This is a genomic window from Pseudomonas asplenii (genome assembly GCF_001293465.1).
Taxonomy (GTDB): domain Bacteria; phylum Pseudomonadota; class Gammaproteobacteria; order Pseudomonadales; family Pseudomonadaceae; genus Aquipseudomonas; species Aquipseudomonas fuscovaginae_B.
The window spans coordinates 320,347-335,853 of record NZ_JSYZ01000002.1 but is presented as its reverse complement, the minus strand read 5'-3'; the positions used below and the strand labels follow the sequence as shown (position 1 = coordinate 335,853).

The following is a 15,507-nucleotide window of genomic DNA, read 5'->3' as shown; positions in this document are numbered from 1 at the left end:
GCCTTCCTAGGCCTCCCAACCCGCCCCACTGACCGCTGCCCGCGCCAGCGGATGCAGCTCAGCACCCGGGTGCTCGATCTGCCAGGCCAGCAATTCCTTGCGCATGCCGGGTGTCCAGAACATCTGCAGGTGATTGCGCACGCCGAGCACGGCCTGTTGCGGATCCGGTTCGCTGGAGAAGTACTGGGCGATCTGGTTGGCCATCTTGATCAGGTTGTCGGTGCTCATCGGCGGACCTCCGCTCGGGTTCCGGTTTCGCGTGCCTGGCGGCGTTCCTCCAGCAGGCGCTGCTGCTCGTCGCTGAACGCCTGGTAGCGTTTCTGCCATTCCGAAGGCTGGTAGACGCGGCTGACCTCGACGGCAGTGACCTTGTATTCCGGGCAGTTGGTGGCCCAGTCGGAGTTGTCGGTGGTGATGACGTTGGCCCCCGACTCCGGGAAGTGGAAGGTGGTGTACACCACCCCCGGGGCAACCCGCTCGGTCACCCGTGCCCGCAGCACGGTCTGGCCTGCACGACTGCCGATGCCGACCCAGTCGCCTTCGCTGATGCCCCGGCTCTCGGCATCGGTGGGGTGGATTTCCAGGCGGTCCTCATCATGCCAGGCGACGTTTTCGGTGCGCCGGGTCTGGGCGCCGACGTTGTATTGGCTGAGGATGCGGCCGGTGGTCAGCAGCAGCGGGTAGCGGCTGTTGACCTTTTCCTCGGTGGGCACGTAGCCGGTGATCATGAAGCGCCCCTTGCCACGCACGAACTCTTCGATGTGCATGGTCGGTGTGCCGTTCGGTGCCGCGTCGTTGCACGGCCATTGCAGGCTGCCGTGGCGTTCCAGGGCCGCATAGCTGACGTGAGTGAAGGTCGGCGTCAGGCTGGCGATTTCATCCATGATCTGCGACGGGTGCTGATAGTTCATCGGGTAACCCAGGGCGTTGGCCAGGGCCACGGTGCCTTCCCAGTCGGCCTTGCCTCCCAGCGGTTCCATGACCTTGCGCACCCGCGAGATGCGGCGCTCGGCGTTGGTGAAGGTGCCGTCCTTTTCCAGGAACGAACTGCCCGGCAGGAACACGTGGGCGAACTTGGCGGTTTCGTTGAGGAAGATGTCCTGCACCACCACGCATTCCATGGCCGACAGCGCTGCGGTGACGTGCTGGGTATTCGGGTCGCTCTGGGCGATGTCCTCGCCTTGGCAGTACAGGCCCTTGAAGTGGCCGGCCAGGGCGGACTCGAACATGTTGGGGATGCGCAGGCCCGGATCGGGTTGCAAGGTGACGTTCCAGGCCTGTTCGAACTGGCTGCGCACCGCTGCGTTGGATATATGCCGGTAACCGGGCAGCTCATGGGGGAAGGAGCCCATGTCGCAGGAACCCTGCACGTTGTTCTGCCCGCGCAGCGGGTTCACGCCGACGCCCTCGCGGCCGATATTGCCGGTGGCCATGGCCAGGTTGGCGATGCCCATGACCGAGGTGCTGCCCTGGCTGTGTTCGGTCACGCCCAGGCCGTAGTAGATGGCTGCGTTGTCGGCGTTGGCGTAGAGGCGGGCGGCGGCGCGGATGTCGTCGGCAGCCACGCCGCAGATGACCCCGAGCACGTCCGGCGAGTTTTCCGCGCGGCTGACGAATTCTTTCCAGCGGGTGAAATCAGCGCCTTCGCAACGGGCGTCGATGAAGTCCTGGTCGAGCAGGCCCTCGGTGACGATGACATGGGCCAGCGCATTGAGCATGGCGACGTTGGTACCCGGGCGCAGGGCCAGGTGCAGTTCGGCACGCGCATGCACGGAGTCCACCAGGTCGATACGCCGGGGATCGATGACGATCAGCCGCGCGCCTTGGCGCAGGCTGCGCTTGAGCTGGGAGGCGAACACCGGGTGGGCGTCGCTGGGGTTGGCCCCCATCACGAGGATGACGTCGGCCTGCATCACCGAGTCGAAGCTTTGGGTCCCCGCCGACTCGCCCAGGGTCTGCTTCAGACCATAACCGGTGGGCGAATGGCAGACGCGTGCGCAGGTGTCGACGTTATTGTTGCCGAAGGCGGCCCGTACCAGTTTCTGCACCAGGTAGGTTTCTTCGTTGGTGCAGCGGCTGGAGGTGATGCCGCCGATGGCGTCGCGACCATATTTGTGTTGCAGGCGGCGGAACTCGCTGGCGGCGTAGGTGACCGCCTCATCCCAGCTGACTTCCTGCCAGGGGTCGTCGATGTGCTTGCGGATCATCGGTTTGGTGATGCGATCCGGGTGGGTGGCGTAGCCCCAGGCAAAGCGTCCCTTGACGCACGAATGGCCGTGGTTGGCCTGGCCGTTCTTGTCGGGAACCATGCGTACCAGTTGGTCGCCCTTCATCTCGGCGCGGAACGAGCAGCCGACGCCGCAGTAGGCGCAGGTGGTGATGACGGCATGCTCGGGCTGGCCCAGTTCGACCACGCTTTTTTCCATCAGGGTCGCAGTGGGGCAGGCCTGCACGCAGGCGCCGCAGGACACGCATTCCGAGTCGAGGAAATTCTCGCCGCCGGCGGCGGCGACCCGCGATTCGAAGCCGCGCCCGGTGATGGTCAGGGCAAAGGTACCCTGGGTTTCTTCACAGGCGCGAACACAACGGTTGCAGACGATGCACTTGCTCGGGTCGTAGTCGAAATAGGGGTTGGAGGTGTCCTTCGTGTCGGCCAGGTGATTGTCGCCTTCATAGCCGTAGCGCACTTCCCGCAGGCCGACCTGGCCGGCGACGGTCTGCAGTTCGCAGTTGCCGTTGGCCGAGCAGGTCAGGCAGTCCAGTGGGTGGTCGGAGATGTACAGTTCCATGACGTTGCGGCGCAGTGTCGCGAGTTTCGGCGTCTGGGTATGGACCACCATGCCCTCGCTGACGGGCGTCGTGCAGGACGCCGGGTAGCCGCGCATGCCGTCGATCTCCACCAGGCACAGGCGGCAGGAGCCGAAGGGTTCCAGGCTGTCGGTGGCACACAGCTTGGGAATGCTGGTGCCGAGCATGGCTGCCGCGCGCATCACCGAGGTGCCTTCGGGCACGCTGATGCTCTGGCCGTCGATGTTCAGGGTGACCTGCACCTGGCTGTCGCGGGCCGGGGTGCCCAGGTCCATATCGGTTTTCGGATCGAAGAGAGTGATCATTGATCGGCCTCCGAGGGCTGCAGACCGAAGTCGGCGGGGAAATACTTGAGGGCGCTGGCCACCGGATAGGAGGTCATGCCGCCCAATGCGCACAGCGAACCGTATTGCAGGGTGTCGCACAGGTCCTTGAGGATGATCGCCTGTTCATCGCGGCCTCCCTGGTCGGGGGCTGCCAGCAGCCGATCGATCACTTCCACGCCGCGCGTCGAGCCGATGCGGCAGGGTGTGCACTTGCCACAGGATTCCTCGGCGCAGAATTGCAGGGCGAAGCGCGCCATGCGGGCCATGTCCAGGCTGTCGTCCGCCACCACCACACCACCGTGACCGAGCATTGCGCCGATGGCGGCGAAGGCTTCGTAGTCCAGCGGTGTATCGAACTGCTCCGGGGGGACCCAGGCGCCAAGGGGGCCGCCTACCTGGGCCGCCTTCAGCGGCCGGCCACTGGCGGTACCGCCACCGTAGCCTTCCACCAGTTCGCGCAGCGTCAGGCCAAAGGCCCGCTCGACCAGGCCGCCATGACGGACATTGCCGGCCAGTTGGAAAGGCAGGGTGCCCAGGGAACGACCCATGCCGTAGTCGCGGTAGAACTGTGCGCCCTTGGCCAGAATCAGCGGGACCGACGCCAGGGTGAGCACGTTGTGCACCAGCGTCGGCTGGCCGAACAGTCCGCGCAGCGCCGGGATGGGAGGCTTGGCGCGGACGATGCCGCGCTTGCCTTCGAGGGAGTCGAGCAGGGCGGTTTCCTCGCCGCAGATGTAGGCGCCGGCGCCGACCCGGACCTCGAGGTCGAAGGCCTGGCCGCTACCGAGTACATCGGCACCGAGGTAGCCGGCCTCGCGGGCGATGTCCAGCGCCTGGCGCAGTGTCGACACCGCCTGTGGATATTCCGAGCGGACATAGAGGTAGCCCTGGCTGGCACCGACCGCGAGGCCGGCGATGGTCATGCCCTCGATCAACAGGAAGGGGTCGCCTTCCATCAGCATGCGGTCGGCGAAGGTACCGGAGTCGCCTTCGTCGGCGTTGCACACCACGTATTTTTGCGTCGCCTGGGCAGCGCGGACCGTGCGCCATTTGATCCCGGCGGGGAAGGCTGCGCCACCGCGGCCGCGCAGGCCCGAATCGAACACGGCGGTAGCGGTCTGCTCACCGCCGACGGCGATGGCCCGGGCCAGCCCTTCGAAGCCACCGTGGGCCCGGTAGTCTTCCACGGACAGGGGACGGGTGATACCGGCGCGGGCGAACAGCAGGCGCTGCTGGCTTTTCAGATAAGGCAATTCTTCCACCAGCCCGAGGGCCAGGGGGTGGGCCGACGGTTCGCCCTGTAGTGCGTCGAGCAGTGAGGGGACATCGGCGGCGGTCACGGGGCCGAAGCCGAGGCGGCCCTGCGGGCTGTCGACTTCCAGCAGCGGCTCCAGCCAGTAAAGGCCGCGCGAGCTGGTGCGCTGCAGATCCAACTGCAGATTGCCTGCACTGGCCCGGGCCTTGATGGCTGCGGCGGTTTCATCGGCGCCGACGGCGCGGGCCAGGGAGTCGGCGGGTAGATAGAGGTTAGGCATCATGCGTCCTCCCGGCAGCTATCGAGCAGCGCATCCAGGCGCTCGGCGTTGAGCCGTGCGTGCACCTGGCCATCGAGCTCCAGGGCCGGTGAACAGGCACAGGCGCCCAGGCAGTACACCGGACGCAGGCTGATGCGCCCGTCGGCGCTGCTGCCGTGGTCGTCCAGTTGCAGGCGCTCGCGCAGCTGTGCCGCGAGCTGTTCGGCACCACGGCTCTGACAGGATTCCGCCCGGCACAGGCGCAGTATGTGCCGGGCCGGGGGGGCGGTACGGAAGTCATGGTAGAAGCTGATCACCCCACGGATCTCGGCCTGGCTCTGGTTCAGGGCATGAGCGATTTCGGGGATGGCGACATCGGGGATATAGCCGATGCCTTCCTGGATTTCATGAAGAATCGGCAGCAGCGCGCCCGGGGAGCCCTTGTGGCGTTCCAGCAGGCGGTTGACCAGGGGCAGGTGCAACGTCTCATCAGGCATACGGCAATCCTCACGGCTACGGACATGCCACGAGGTCGTCGGCTGTCCGAAAGTGTCGGCTGCGGCATTCACACCACGTCACGGCATCGTGGCATGTCCGGTGGCCAGGCACCCTGAGCGGGCATCTTTTTGGCCCGGTGCGGTCTTTGCCGCACCTCTTCAGGGCATAAAGTCCAGATTGCCATGGCGCCCCGGCTTTATCGGCACCAAAGCGACTTGCACGGTTCTTTCCGCGACTGCCATTGAGTATAGAAGGGGGCGTTTCAGGCGGGTGTCATGGGCACAGGGGGCGGGCAGCCCCTGCAATGGGCCGGGGCTTCGTGGCCCGGCGCCGGTATCGACCGTTGCCGGGGCGGGGATTGGCCAGGGGCGTCGGCCGATCGAAATGACCCACCCAGTCGTTGTCCGGATGGGCCGCGACGTGTCTCGTCAGAAGCTTCTCCAGCATTCGCTGTAGCGCTCGCACACCCCGTAACGCTGGTCCATCTGCGCCATCCGGTCCAGGTGATGCTCGATGATCTCCAGCGTCACTTGCTTGCCGGCCTCGAAGTAGTAGAGCGTCATCGACTTGTACTGTTCGAACGCGGCCTTGTTGGTCGGTTTGGCCGACTTGTCTTCCGGCTTGGCCCACTCTTCCAGCTCCGCATCCTTCAACGGGCGCAGGCGCGACAGGTACTCATCCTTGTAGCGCTGCAGGGTCAGTGCCTTGCGCTGTGCGGATTCGGCGTCGAAGGCCTGGAGGTTCTGGCGATACAGGGCCCAGTAGTCGTCCGGCAGGGTGAAACCCAGCTTGGCCTTGCGCTCGGCGATCAGGTTGTCGACCTTGGCCATCGCCAGCGGCGTCTTGCTGGCATCTTCCGGGGAGGGCAGCATGCTCGGGATCAGGCTGCTGTCGATGATCCGGTTCATCAGTTCCAGGCGGTGTGGCGTGTCCGGCAGGGCCACCGGCGGCTTGGGGAATATCGGATTGCGTCCGGCACAGGCGGGCAGGCCCTTGCCCAGATGCAGCACAGGCGTGCGTTGTTCCTTGCCGTCGATGATCCGGACCCTTTGCAGGCGGGTACGGCATTGACCCTTGCCGGAGTCGAAGGTCAGCTCGTATTCGGCATTGGCCTCGGGCTTGAAGTTGATGCCGTTGCCACAGACCGAATAGCCCTCGTGGGTGTTGACCCGCAACAGGGTTTCCTGGCCGGGCTTGAGCTTGATTTCCAGGTAGCCCCGGGCGTCCTTCGGTGGTGTGCTGAGCATGCCGGCGCGACGCTTGGTGTCGCCCATCAGCATGTTGTTGAGGATGCCGGTGGTTTGCCCGTCGCAGTGTTCGGCGTCGAAGTAGTCGAGGGTGGCGTTCGAGGTGTTGGCGACGAAACGCAGCTTCGCGGCGTCCGGTTCCGTGGCATCCGGGTAGGTGCCGTTGACACTGCAGCCTGCCAGCAGGGCTGATAGCAGCAGGGTCGTGGTGGTCAACAGGCGTGAAGGGGCGGAGGCAAGAACCGGCATTGAGCATCCCTGGCTGGCGGATTGGAAGAGGGGCATGCTACTGAAGCGACATTATCGGGTCCAGTGTGGGCGTCGGAATGTCAGGAAGGTTGCCGACGTGTACGGCGGGCTATGCTCATGGCTGATACCTGGAAACGAGGCGAAAAAAAACCGCCTTAGTAGGGCGGTTTTTTTGCAAACTCGCCGTTGTAACGGTTTGCGTTGCTCATTGAGCCACTTCACACGGCATTCATCCTAATCACCTGAGCCTGAGTGCACAAGGGCTGAGAAGCGTCGTTCGTCGGAGGTCTGAGTCGCTCGCAATTTGTAAAACATATTGGAGCCAATATCGAGGAAGTATGGGTATTTGAGAGTGCCTCTCCTCGGCTAAAGCTCGTTACGATGCTTCTGCTCAGGGCGAATTACAGTGAATTATAGAGCGATTGTAGATTCGTCATGATTGCGGTGGTTTCGGGGTGAAGGGCACTGCAGAGGTGACGATTCTTTATCCTGAAATGTTTCGCTTCAAACGCTTTTTGAAGCACCCCGCGTATCCCGCTATGCTCGGAATGTCGTTGGAAATTCAGCGATCAGGCCTGGAAACCTGGGAGACAAAAGATAGGCGCATAGGCGCTACCATGGTTAGACTGTGGGCGCTTTTTTGTGTCCGCACGTCCGTGTCATGGCGGCTGTGCGCGGGAGGCCTTCGGGTCTGCCGGGTGCCTATCTTCCCGGTTTCCAGCCTGCGTACAGCTGCCACCCTTCGCCTGGAAACGAGTGGTGCAGCTCCTTCATCAAGGTAGGAGCAACGCATGAACGTGTCGACTCAAGAGTTTCAATTTCAAATCCCAAGCACCCAGGCATTCGCCGGAGGTGCCCAATGACCCCATTCCCCATCAAAACCCTCGGTGCCGTCACCTTTTCCACCTGCGGCTCCCAAGGCCGCGAGCTGTTCCGCGTCAATGCCGATGTGCCGATCCTGGAGGCCATGGAGCATGCTTCCCTGTTGCTGCAGTGCGCCAAGGCGTTGTCCCTCGATGCGGCATTGGATGCAAAGGAGGGCGAGCGATATGCCTGGGCGGCGCATTATCTGGGGGAGATGGGGAAGGCGGTGATCGATGATCTTACGCAGGGGATGTTGCTTGAGGCGTAGGCCTGTGCTGTTCAAGGCGTAGCGATTTGGCGGTGGGTGTTGGCAGGCTCACCGCGTTATCGTTCTTCGCGAGCAAGCTCAACTCAGGGTGCGTGAGGTTCGTCACTGAATGTCTTTTAGATACTCTCTGAGCAAGCCAAGCGGGGCCTTCAGGTCTTCGGTCGTCTGAGCCTGATCACAGCCATCTGCCAGTCGCTGTAGCTCTCGGCCCAGGGGCTTTTGCATTCCCTCCGTCACGCAAGTATTGAGCTTGCCCCGGATTGCCTCCAGATCACCCCTTCGCACCAATATCTCGATAAACCAGTCCGAAAGGACCTTTCAATGTCAATTTTTCGTTTTGTATTAGGAGCCATTCAGTCTATTAAATTCAGGTCATTTTCTTGACTTCAATTTTTTACCAAGCGAAGCGACCACCAGATCATGATGCAGTAGAATCATCGATTTTAGGCTTTGAAAAACAGAAATCATGACACTGGTCGGTAGCCATCTGATTAGCTTGTTTAATATCTTCATCAGTCATGATCCACGGTTTTTTACTTCTCGTACGTTTGCCGCATAGCAATATATTCGGCGATAGCGGTAGAATTAGAGAGTTTTTGTAACTATCTGCTGAAGTTAAATCACCGCTTTCAGCAATACCAACGGACCAATAAACACCTTCGTATTCTTTGCGGTAGCGATCAAGGCCCTCCCGAATTTTGAGGGTGGCGGCAAACATTCCGTCAATAGTCCCGTCGCCGTTGACATAAATTTTGCCGTTCCTATTGCACCAATCCTTGACCTCTTCCAGTGTGCCAAAGTCAAAATTTTCGTAGATTTTCGTCACTGGCATAGGATCAACGGCATAAGTATGTCGAAGCCGCCAAAAAATGTGATATTCAGAAATATCTTGATGATTACAAACACGCTGTGTATTAAAAATATGTGTTGCTTGACCTAAAAACCGTTTTTCGATCAAGGCACCGTATCGGGTTTCTGTCTCATCTGACCATGCGACGTGACCGTAAAAAGCCTTGTTTTCATAGCTCAAAAGGTCTGTGGTGCCATCTTTGCGGGAGATGTTGAGCATCTCACCATCAGCAAAATTTTTGAGAATCGCACGCATATGATAATGCTGGCGTTTCGTTAGATTTCTGTTATCCACCCCTCTACTCCATTTCACTAGCGTCGATTCTTGTGATGAGCATTTGATGCATGAAGTTAAAAGGCATAACTTTGTCTATTGAGTACTTTTGTTTTATATGTTCAATGAGTTCGTGCTCGTCGTTTCTATCAATGCTGGTCCGTACAGAATACGCCTTGCTTTCAGCTTCTTTGGTGGTTGGATCAACTACGCCGTTAGTGAAAGCTTTCACGAAGCTACTAGTTCTCACAGATTTATATCGGGGTGATAGGTCGTTTATGCAAAAGCGCAAGCTGTTTTCGCCTACTAATATCGCACCATCAATTATAGTTTTATGTTTGTAAAAATCGCTGTTTTGAAAATAGTAGCATTTCTTCAGTGGCTCGTTTTTTGGTTCAAACGTTATTAGCTCCACTGAACCATATGCCGAAGCTTCAAACTGAATCAGATGATATGAAGTAGATGGCCCGCTTGCGTGCAGTATGAGAAAGCAAAAATCTGCGCCGACGACTTTTTTCTTTGCATGAAATTGCTTGGCGGCTTTGTCAAATAATTTTGAGATTCTGTTGTTTCTATGTAGCGGTGTGTTTTTGGAGTAAATTTCACTGTTGTTTAAAATCTTGTCTCTTTCTTCCAGGGTTTCTTGGCTTTCATTTTTTGTCTTTAATTCCAGTAGTATCTTATATTGATCGTCCGATGTGATGAAGTCCGGGCTTTTTGTATCGCTTTCGCCTATCTTCTCTAGGTCGAATCCAAAGTGATTGAACACCCTTTTTATAAAACCTTCTTCCTTTGATTCCTTGATCATCGTGCTCTATCCATGTGGTATTGGGCAAAAATATAGCAGCATATCGATCGTTTCCCACGCGCCGCAGAGCCTTCGCATTCACCGTGGACGCAAAGGACGGCGAGCGATATGCCTGGGCGGCGCATTATCTGGGGAGATGGGCAAGGCGGTGATCGATGATCTTACGCAGGGGATGTTGCTTGAGGCGTAGGCCTGCGCGGTTCAGGAGGTAGCGCTTTGGCGGTGGGTGTTGGTAGGCTCACCGCGTTATCGTTCTTCGTCGGAACGCCGCCCGGAGCAAGCTCTGCTCCTACAGGGGGGGCGTGTTTCCCGATGCTTGAGAGTTCTTCAGGCGGTCCTGATTTCTTCCAGCAGCTCTGGGTGCCGGTCGAGTACTTTAAGCAGCTTGACCAAGGCCAGCGAGGGCTTGGTTTTGCCATTCTCGTACCGAGAGAAGGCATTGATGCCTCCGCCGAAGATTTCCGCCGCTTCTCGCTGATCAAGGGAAAGTTTCTTGCGCACGCTGGCAATGAATCCCGGATCGACAATGGCAGCGTTGACCTGTTTCGAGAACGCGCGCATTTCACGCATGACACGTTCTGATTCGATCATATCCAGAACGGACTCGGCGCATGCAGGGCAGAAGTCCCCCGTCACTGCCGTAATTACGGTGTTTTCCCCCTTGTAGGTATAGGGTAGGTCACGGGTGTCGTGGAGCAGTTCTGCCGCACCACAGGCAGGGCATTTCATGTTCATAGCTCCTTGAAGGATACGATCAGCACGTCATCGATAACCGTCAGTTTCAGATACACATCGCCGACCTGGGTTTTGGGACGGTATACGTCCTGCCAGATCGTGTGATCGGCGTCGGTGGTCATGCTTTTGTAAAAGTCCGATGCAGTCAGGTTCATCACAATACTCAGCATATCGGACGGTTCCAGCCCCAGCTCACTCGCACCCATTCGAGCAGAGTGTGTGGTGCGTACCTTCCCCGCCTCGACCAAGACTTTGATGATCGATAGCTTGCAATGAGGGATGCTTTTTTCCATGAGATTAGATATTAACCTACTAGGTTTTTATTTGGCAGCTTGGTGATTGCCTCGGAGCGCAGTCGCCACCGGTCCTGTGGGCTTGGTTGGAAAATCAGTTTGGCGTCACTTATGGTCGGCGCTGTGATTCGTATTTTGTCGGGACGACAATGCCCGTCCGAAGTGGGGCCAGTGTTTCCGGTGCATGGCTTTCGTTCCATGCACCAACCTTTGACCAGCTTCGCCGGCGTAGCCGGCTCGGTCTCGAGTTTTTGATTTTTAGGAGCATTGAATGTCCAACATCCAGCTCAGCACACCGCTGGGAGAGGCCGTAGCCAGGCTTTTTTCCCGAGCATTGCCTCTCTTGGAAGGCCAGGCTCCCGGGGCCATGAAGGTCTTCATCTTCGGTGGATGTGGGGTGCACCTGCTGACGCACGCCCGTGGCAGCGCCGACATTGACGCTGAGGTCGAGGCGACCAGAATGCTCCGCCGTGATGAGCTCGTCGCGGTGCTCGCTGATCCGGAGTTTTATGAGCAAGGTGACGAGGATCTCACGGTGGAGTTTGATCCGAACTTCAATACGTCGCTCGGTCCGCTGCATGAGGATTACCGCGATCGAGCAATCCCTCTGGATGGGTTCGCTGGGAACCAGCCCCTGCATGTATACGTGGCTGCCGGCGTGGATCTCGCGATTTCCAAGCTGGGCCGGTACACAGAGCAGGATAAAGCCGACATTGAAGCGCTCATCGACTGCGGCCGCGTAAATGTCGAGGAATTTGTTACACTTGCCCAAGAGGCAATCGATTACGCTGTCGGGAACCGTTCCGTCACGCTCAGCTACCTGGCTGATGCAACCGATCCGTACTTGGAGAATAGGCACAATGGCTCGCCAAAACCTTGAAGGTAGTTTCGGCAGGCTCCTGGAGGATGTCACCCGGGAAGAGCTTAGTCATGCCTCGACGGAAGCCCTTGCAGAATTGGCCAAGCAGCTCTGGTACGGTCAGGGCGATTTGATGCCATTGCTGGAGGAAGAGGTTTCCCGGCGCCTTCGTCAGGTCGATCAGAAGCAGCGAGCGCTGTACTTGGTCGATCGGCTGCGTCGTTTCCCCTGTGTTCCGCGAGATAAGGCAACGGTGCTGAAGGCGTTCGTGTCCTCCTGGTCTTCGCTTAAGCCCGCTGCGCGATCGACTCGGGCAAGTCAGCTTTTGGCTGCGCATCGCCTGGACAAACTCGCCTTCGAGTGGGGGTTGGAGGAGGATGTCAGCACTCAGATGAAAGAGGTGTTGCAGTATCAAACCCGACACTATGCCGCGACACAGGGCGTGCGTACCGGATATAGCGACGGTGCCTCGGCGCCGGCCGAGAGTCGCGAAATCGCCGCCGTGGGTTTAGTGCGGTGAGGGCAGGAGATAACTAGAAGGGCCGCACTTGCGGCCCTTTTCCGTTACGGCTGAGTCTTCTCCAGGGAAGTCGGCGGTGAAGAAGACGCCACCGGCGGGTGTCGGCAGGCTCACCGCGTTATCGTTCTTCGTCGGAACGCCGCCCGGTGCAAGCTCTGCTCCTACATGGAGTGCGTGTGGCTCATCACTGAATGTCTTTCAGGTAATCCTTCAGCAAACCAAGCGGTGCCGTCAGGTCTGCAGTGGTCTGTACCAGGTTGCAGTCATCGGCCAGTCGCCGCAGTTCACGCCCCAGGGGCTTGTCCGTCCCGCCCACGGCGTCCATCGCGACAGCGACGCAAGCATTGAGCTTGCCCCGGATCGCCTCGACGTCGCCCTGGCGCACCAGCAGCTCGAACACGTCCTTCTGGTACTCGCCCATCACCACGTCATCCCGCAAAAGCGGGCTCCCGCCGTCACGTTCGTGGGCCAGCTTGAGGGCAAACAGGGCGACGGTTTCCAGTTGCGATTCCATGAGGCGTTTTCCTCCGTCGAGCGCTGCGGCCGCCGGTGCTGACTTTTCTGCAGGCGAAAAAAAAGACCTTGATAATCAAGGTCTTTTTCAATCTTGGTGCCCCGAGGGAGACTCGAACTCCCACTCCTCTCGAAAACGGATTTTGAATCCGCCGCGTCTACCAATTCCGCCATCAGGGCTCAATGGCGGCGAAGTATAGAGACGCGACTACCGTTGGTCAATTGCCTTTCATGGTCAATTTTGGCGAATTCCGCTAAACTTTCCGGCCCTGCTGGACGAACCCCCATCATGCGCGTCGCTGACTTTACTTTCGAACTCCCCGATTCCCTGATCGCTCGCCATCCGCTGGCCGAGCGTCGCCACAGCCGCCTGCTGACCCTCGATGGGCCCAGCGGTGCCCTGGCTCATCGTCAATTCACCGATCTGCTCGAGTATCTGCACCCGGGCGACCTGATGGTGTTCAACAACACCCGGGTGATTCCGGCCCGTCTGTTCGGCCAGAAGGCCTCCGGCGGCAAGCTGGAGATCCTGGTGGAGCGGGTACTCGACAGCCATCGCGTGCTGGCCCACGTGCGTTCCAGCAAGTCGCCCAAGCCCGGTTCGAAGATTTTGATCGAGGGCGGTGGCGAGGCCGAGATGCTGGCCCGGCATGATGCGCTGTTCGAGTTGGGCTTCGCCGAGGAAGTGCTGCCATTGCTGGAGCGCGTCGGCCATATGCCTTTGCCTCCTTATATAGACCGTCCTGACGAGGGCGCCGACCGCGAGCGCTACCAGACGGTCTATGCCGAGCGCCTGGGCGCCGTCGCCGCGCCGACCGCCGGCCTGCATTTCGACCAGCCGCTGCTGGAGGCGATCGCCGCCAAGGGCGTCGAGACCGCGTTCGTCACCCTGCACGTCGGGGCCGGGACTTTCCAGCCGGTGCGGGTGGAGCGTATCGAAGACCACCATATGCACAGCGAATGGCTGGAAGTCGGCCAGGACGTGGTGGATGCCGTTGCCGCCTGCCGCGCCCGTGGTGGTCGGGTGATTGCCGTGGGCACCACCAGCGTACGTTCGCTGGAAAGCGCCGCCCGCGATGGAGTGCTCAAGCCGTTCAGTGGCGATACCGACATTTTCATCTACCCGGGTCGGCCGTTCCATGTGGTCGACGCCCTGGTCACCAACTTCCATCTGCCCGAATCCACGCTGCTGATGCTGGTTTCGGCCTTCGCCGGTTATCCCGAGACCATGGCCGCCTACCAGGCCGCCGTGGACAACGGTTACCGCTTCTTCAGTTACGGTGATGCCATGTTCATCACCCGCAACCCCGCGCCGACCGGACCCCAGGCATCGGCACCCGAGGATCAAGCATGAGTCGTACCTGTCGTATGTCGTTCGAGTTGCTGGCCACCGATGGCAAGGCCCGCCGCGGTCGCCTGACGTTCCCGCGCGGCACCGTCGAGACCCCGGCCTTCATGCCGGTGGGCACCTACGGCACGGTCAAGGGCATGCTGCCTCGGGATATCGTCGCCACCGGCGCCGAGATCATCCTCGGCAACACCTTCCACCTGTGGCTGCGCCCGGGCACCGAGGTGATCAAGGCGCATGGCGACCTGCACGATTTCATGCAGTGGAAGGGCCCGATCCTCACCGACTCGGGTGGTTTCCAGGTGTTCAGCCTGGGCGCCATGCGCAAGATCAAGGAGGAGGGCGTGACCTTCGCCTCGCCGGTCGACGGCGCCAAGGTGTTCATGGGCCCGGAAGAGTCGATGCAGGTGCAGCGCGACCTGGGCTCCGACATCGTGATGATCTTCGACGAGTGCACGCCGTATCCGGCCGATGAGGACGTCGCCCGGGTGTCGATGGAGCTGTCGCTGCGCTGGGCCCAGCGTTCGAAGAACGCCCATGGCGACAACACCGCGGCGCTGTTCGGCATCGTCCAGGGCGGCATGCATGAGAACCTGCGCATGCGCTCCCTGGAAGGTTTGGAGAAGATCGGCTTTGACGGCCTGGCCATCGGCGGCCTGTCGGTGGGCGAGCCCAAGCACGAGATGATCAGGGTGCTGGACTACCTGCCAGGGCGGATGCCGGCTGACAAACCTCGTTACCTTATGGGCGTTGGCAAGCCGGAAGATCTGGTGGAGGGTGTGCGCCGCGGGGTGGACATGTTCGATTGCGTGATGCCAACCCGTAATGCCCGCAATGGGCATCTGTTCGTCGACACCGGTGTGCTGAAGATCCGTAACGCGTTCCATCGCCATGATGATTCGCCGCTGGATCCGACCTGCGATTGCTACACCTGCCAGAACTTCTCCCGTGCTTATCTGCATCATTTGGACAAGTGCGGCGAAATGCTCGGGAGTATGTTGAATACCATCCACAACTTGCGGCATTACCAGCGCCTGATGGCTGGTTTGCGCGAGGCTATTCAACAGGGTACATTGGCCGCCTTTGTCGATGCCTTCTACGCCAAGCGCGGGCTTCCCGTACCGCCCTTGGACTGACTTTTCAGAATCGTATTCTTGCAACTGGAGTGCTAAATGAGCTTTTTCATCTCTAACGCGTTCGCCGACGGCGCGGCCCCTGCTGCTGCCGCTGGTCCTGCGGGCGGCTTCGAGTGGATTTTCCTGGTCGGCTTCCTGGTCATCTTCTACCTGATGATCTGGCGCCCGCAGGCCAAGCGTGCCAAGGAACAGAAGAACCTGCTGAGCAGCTTGGCCAAGGGCGACGAAGTGGTGACCACCGGTGGTATCGCCGGCAAGATCGTCAAGGTGACCGACGAGTTCGTGGTCCTGGAGATTTCCGATACCGTCGAAATGAAGTTCCAGAAGGGTGCCGTCGCGGCCACTCTGCCTAAAGGCACACTGAAAGCGATCTGAGTTTCAATATTCAACAATCGACG

The 15,507-nt window shown here is 59.8% G+C and carries 16 protein-coding genes and 1 tRNA gene; 6 read left to right on the top strand and 11 right to left on the bottom strand.

What is annotated here, in order from left to right:
- Positions 1–6 precede the first annotated feature (6 nt).
- The 5 genes from PF66_RS03585 to PF66_RS03565 form a co-directional block, all read right to left on the bottom strand.
- Entirely contained in the window at positions 7–228 is a 222-nt protein-coding gene (locus PF66_RS03585) for a formate dehydrogenase subunit delta (RefSeq protein ID WP_017904898.1), read from the bottom strand.
- Entirely contained in the window at positions 225–3,113 is a 2,889-nt protein-coding gene (gene fdhF, locus PF66_RS03580) for a formate dehydrogenase subunit alpha (RefSeq protein WP_054061904.1), read from the bottom strand. Before fdhF ends, PF66_RS03585 begins: the two co-directional genes overlap by 4 nt.
- Positions 3,110–4,672 (bottom strand): formate dehydrogenase beta subunit, encoded by a 1,563-nt coding sequence (locus PF66_RS03575; protein WP_193394185.1) that lies wholly within the window; start codon positions 4,670–4,672, stop codon positions 3,110–3,112. The genes fdhF and PF66_RS03575 overlap by 4 nt, the downstream gene beginning before the upstream one ends.
- On the bottom strand, positions 4,669–5,145 hold the full coding sequence (locus tag PF66_RS03570; RefSeq protein WP_054061902.1) for a formate dehydrogenase subunit gamma: 477 nt from the start codon (positions 5,143–5,145) through the stop codon (positions 4,669–4,671). The genes PF66_RS03575 and PF66_RS03570 overlap by 4 nt, the downstream gene beginning before the upstream one ends.
- A gap of 429 nt (positions 5,146–5,574) precedes the next feature.
- The gene (locus PF66_RS03565) at positions 5,575–6,642 is read right to left on the bottom strand and encodes a hypothetical protein (RefSeq protein WP_054057292.1); all 1,068 of its coding nucleotides are present in this window, start codon (positions 6,640–6,642) and stop codon (positions 5,575–5,577) included.
- Positions 6,643–7,501: 859 nt separating this feature from the next.
- On the opposite strand from PF66_RS03565, the gene PF66_RS03560 reads away from it, so the two are divergent.
- On the top strand, positions 7,502–7,774 hold the full coding sequence (locus tag PF66_RS03560) for a DUF3077 domain-containing protein (RefSeq protein ID WP_054057291.1): 273 nt from the start codon (positions 7,502–7,504) through the stop codon (positions 7,772–7,774).
- A gap of 418 nt (positions 7,775–8,192) precedes the next feature.
- Here PF66_RS03560 and PF66_RS32585 read toward each other — a convergent pair whose 3' ends face one another.
- From PF66_RS32585 to PF66_RS03540, 4 genes are all read right to left on the bottom strand, one after another.
- Complete coding sequence (locus PF66_RS32585) at positions 8,193–8,918, bottom strand: hypothetical protein (RefSeq protein WP_152972958.1); 726 nt, start codon at positions 8,916–8,918, stop codon at positions 8,193–8,195.
- A gap of 4 nt (positions 8,919–8,922) precedes the next feature.
- Positions 8,923–9,705 carry a hypothetical protein gene (locus PF66_RS03550; RefSeq protein ID WP_054061900.1) on the bottom strand — a complete coding sequence of 261 codons (783 nt, stop codon included), beginning with the start codon at positions 9,703–9,705 and terminating at the stop codon, positions 8,923–8,925.
- A 327-nt stretch (positions 9,706–10,032) separates the two neighbouring features.
- Positions 10,033–10,434, bottom strand: coding sequence for a type II toxin-antitoxin system MqsA family antitoxin (locus PF66_RS03545; protein WP_054057290.1), 402 nt, complete (start codon positions 10,432–10,434; stop codon positions 10,033–10,035).
- Between the two features lie 2 nt (positions 10,435–10,436).
- Positions 10,437–10,733, bottom strand: a complete 297-nt coding sequence (locus PF66_RS03540) for a type II toxin-antitoxin system MqsR family toxin (RefSeq protein ID WP_054061899.1) — start codon at positions 10,731–10,733, stop codon at positions 10,437–10,439.
- Between the two features lie 271 nt (positions 10,734–11,004).
- Between PF66_RS03540 and PF66_RS03535 the strand changes: the two genes are divergently transcribed.
- Together PF66_RS03535 and PF66_RS03530 are read left to right on the top strand one after the other, a co-directional pair.
- Positions 11,005–11,613, top strand: a complete 609-nt coding sequence (locus PF66_RS03535; RefSeq protein WP_054061898.1) for a DUF6036 family nucleotidyltransferase — start codon at positions 11,005–11,007, stop codon at positions 11,611–11,613.
- Positions 11,594–12,112: a hypothetical protein gene (locus tag PF66_RS03530; protein ID WP_054061897.1), complete on the top strand. Its 519-nt coding sequence runs from the start codon at positions 11,594–11,596 to the stop codon at positions 12,110–12,112. Before PF66_RS03535 ends, PF66_RS03530 begins: the two co-directional genes overlap by 20 nt.
- Before the next feature lie 184 nt (positions 12,113–12,296).
- On the opposite strand, the gene PF66_RS03525 is transcribed toward PF66_RS03530, so the two are convergent.
- Positions 12,297–12,626 carry a hypothetical protein gene (locus PF66_RS03525; protein ID WP_054061896.1) on the bottom strand — a complete coding sequence of 110 codons (330 nt, stop codon included), beginning with the start codon at positions 12,624–12,626 and terminating at the stop codon, positions 12,297–12,299.
- A gap of 94 nt (positions 12,627–12,720) precedes the next feature.
- Positions 12,721–12,805, bottom strand: a tRNA-Leu gene (locus PF66_RS03520).
- 109 nt (positions 12,806–12,914) lie between these two features.
- On the opposite strand from PF66_RS03520, the gene queA reads away from it, so the two are divergent.
- From queA to yajC, 3 genes are read left to right on the top strand one after another with little or no spacing between them, the layout of a single operon-like run.
- Positions 12,915–13,979: a tRNA preQ1(34) S-adenosylmethionine ribosyltransferase-isomerase QueA gene (queA, locus tag PF66_RS03515; RefSeq protein WP_054057287.1), complete on the top strand. Its 1,065-nt coding sequence runs from the start codon at positions 12,915–12,917 to the stop codon at positions 13,977–13,979.
- A 14-nt stretch (positions 13,980–13,993) separates the two neighbouring features.
- Positions 13,994–15,109 carry a tRNA guanosine(34) transglycosylase Tgt gene (tgt, locus tag PF66_RS03510; protein ID WP_162491332.1) on the top strand — a complete coding sequence of 372 codons (1,116 nt, stop codon included), beginning with the start codon at positions 13,994–13,996 and terminating at the stop codon, positions 15,107–15,109.
- Between the two features lie 36 nt (positions 15,110–15,145).
- The gene (gene yajC, locus PF66_RS03505; protein ID WP_054057285.1) at positions 15,146–15,484 is read left to right on the top strand and encodes a preprotein translocase subunit YajC; all 339 of its coding nucleotides are present in this window, start codon (positions 15,146–15,148) and stop codon (positions 15,482–15,484) included.
- Positions 15,485–15,507: the final 23 nt, after the last annotated feature.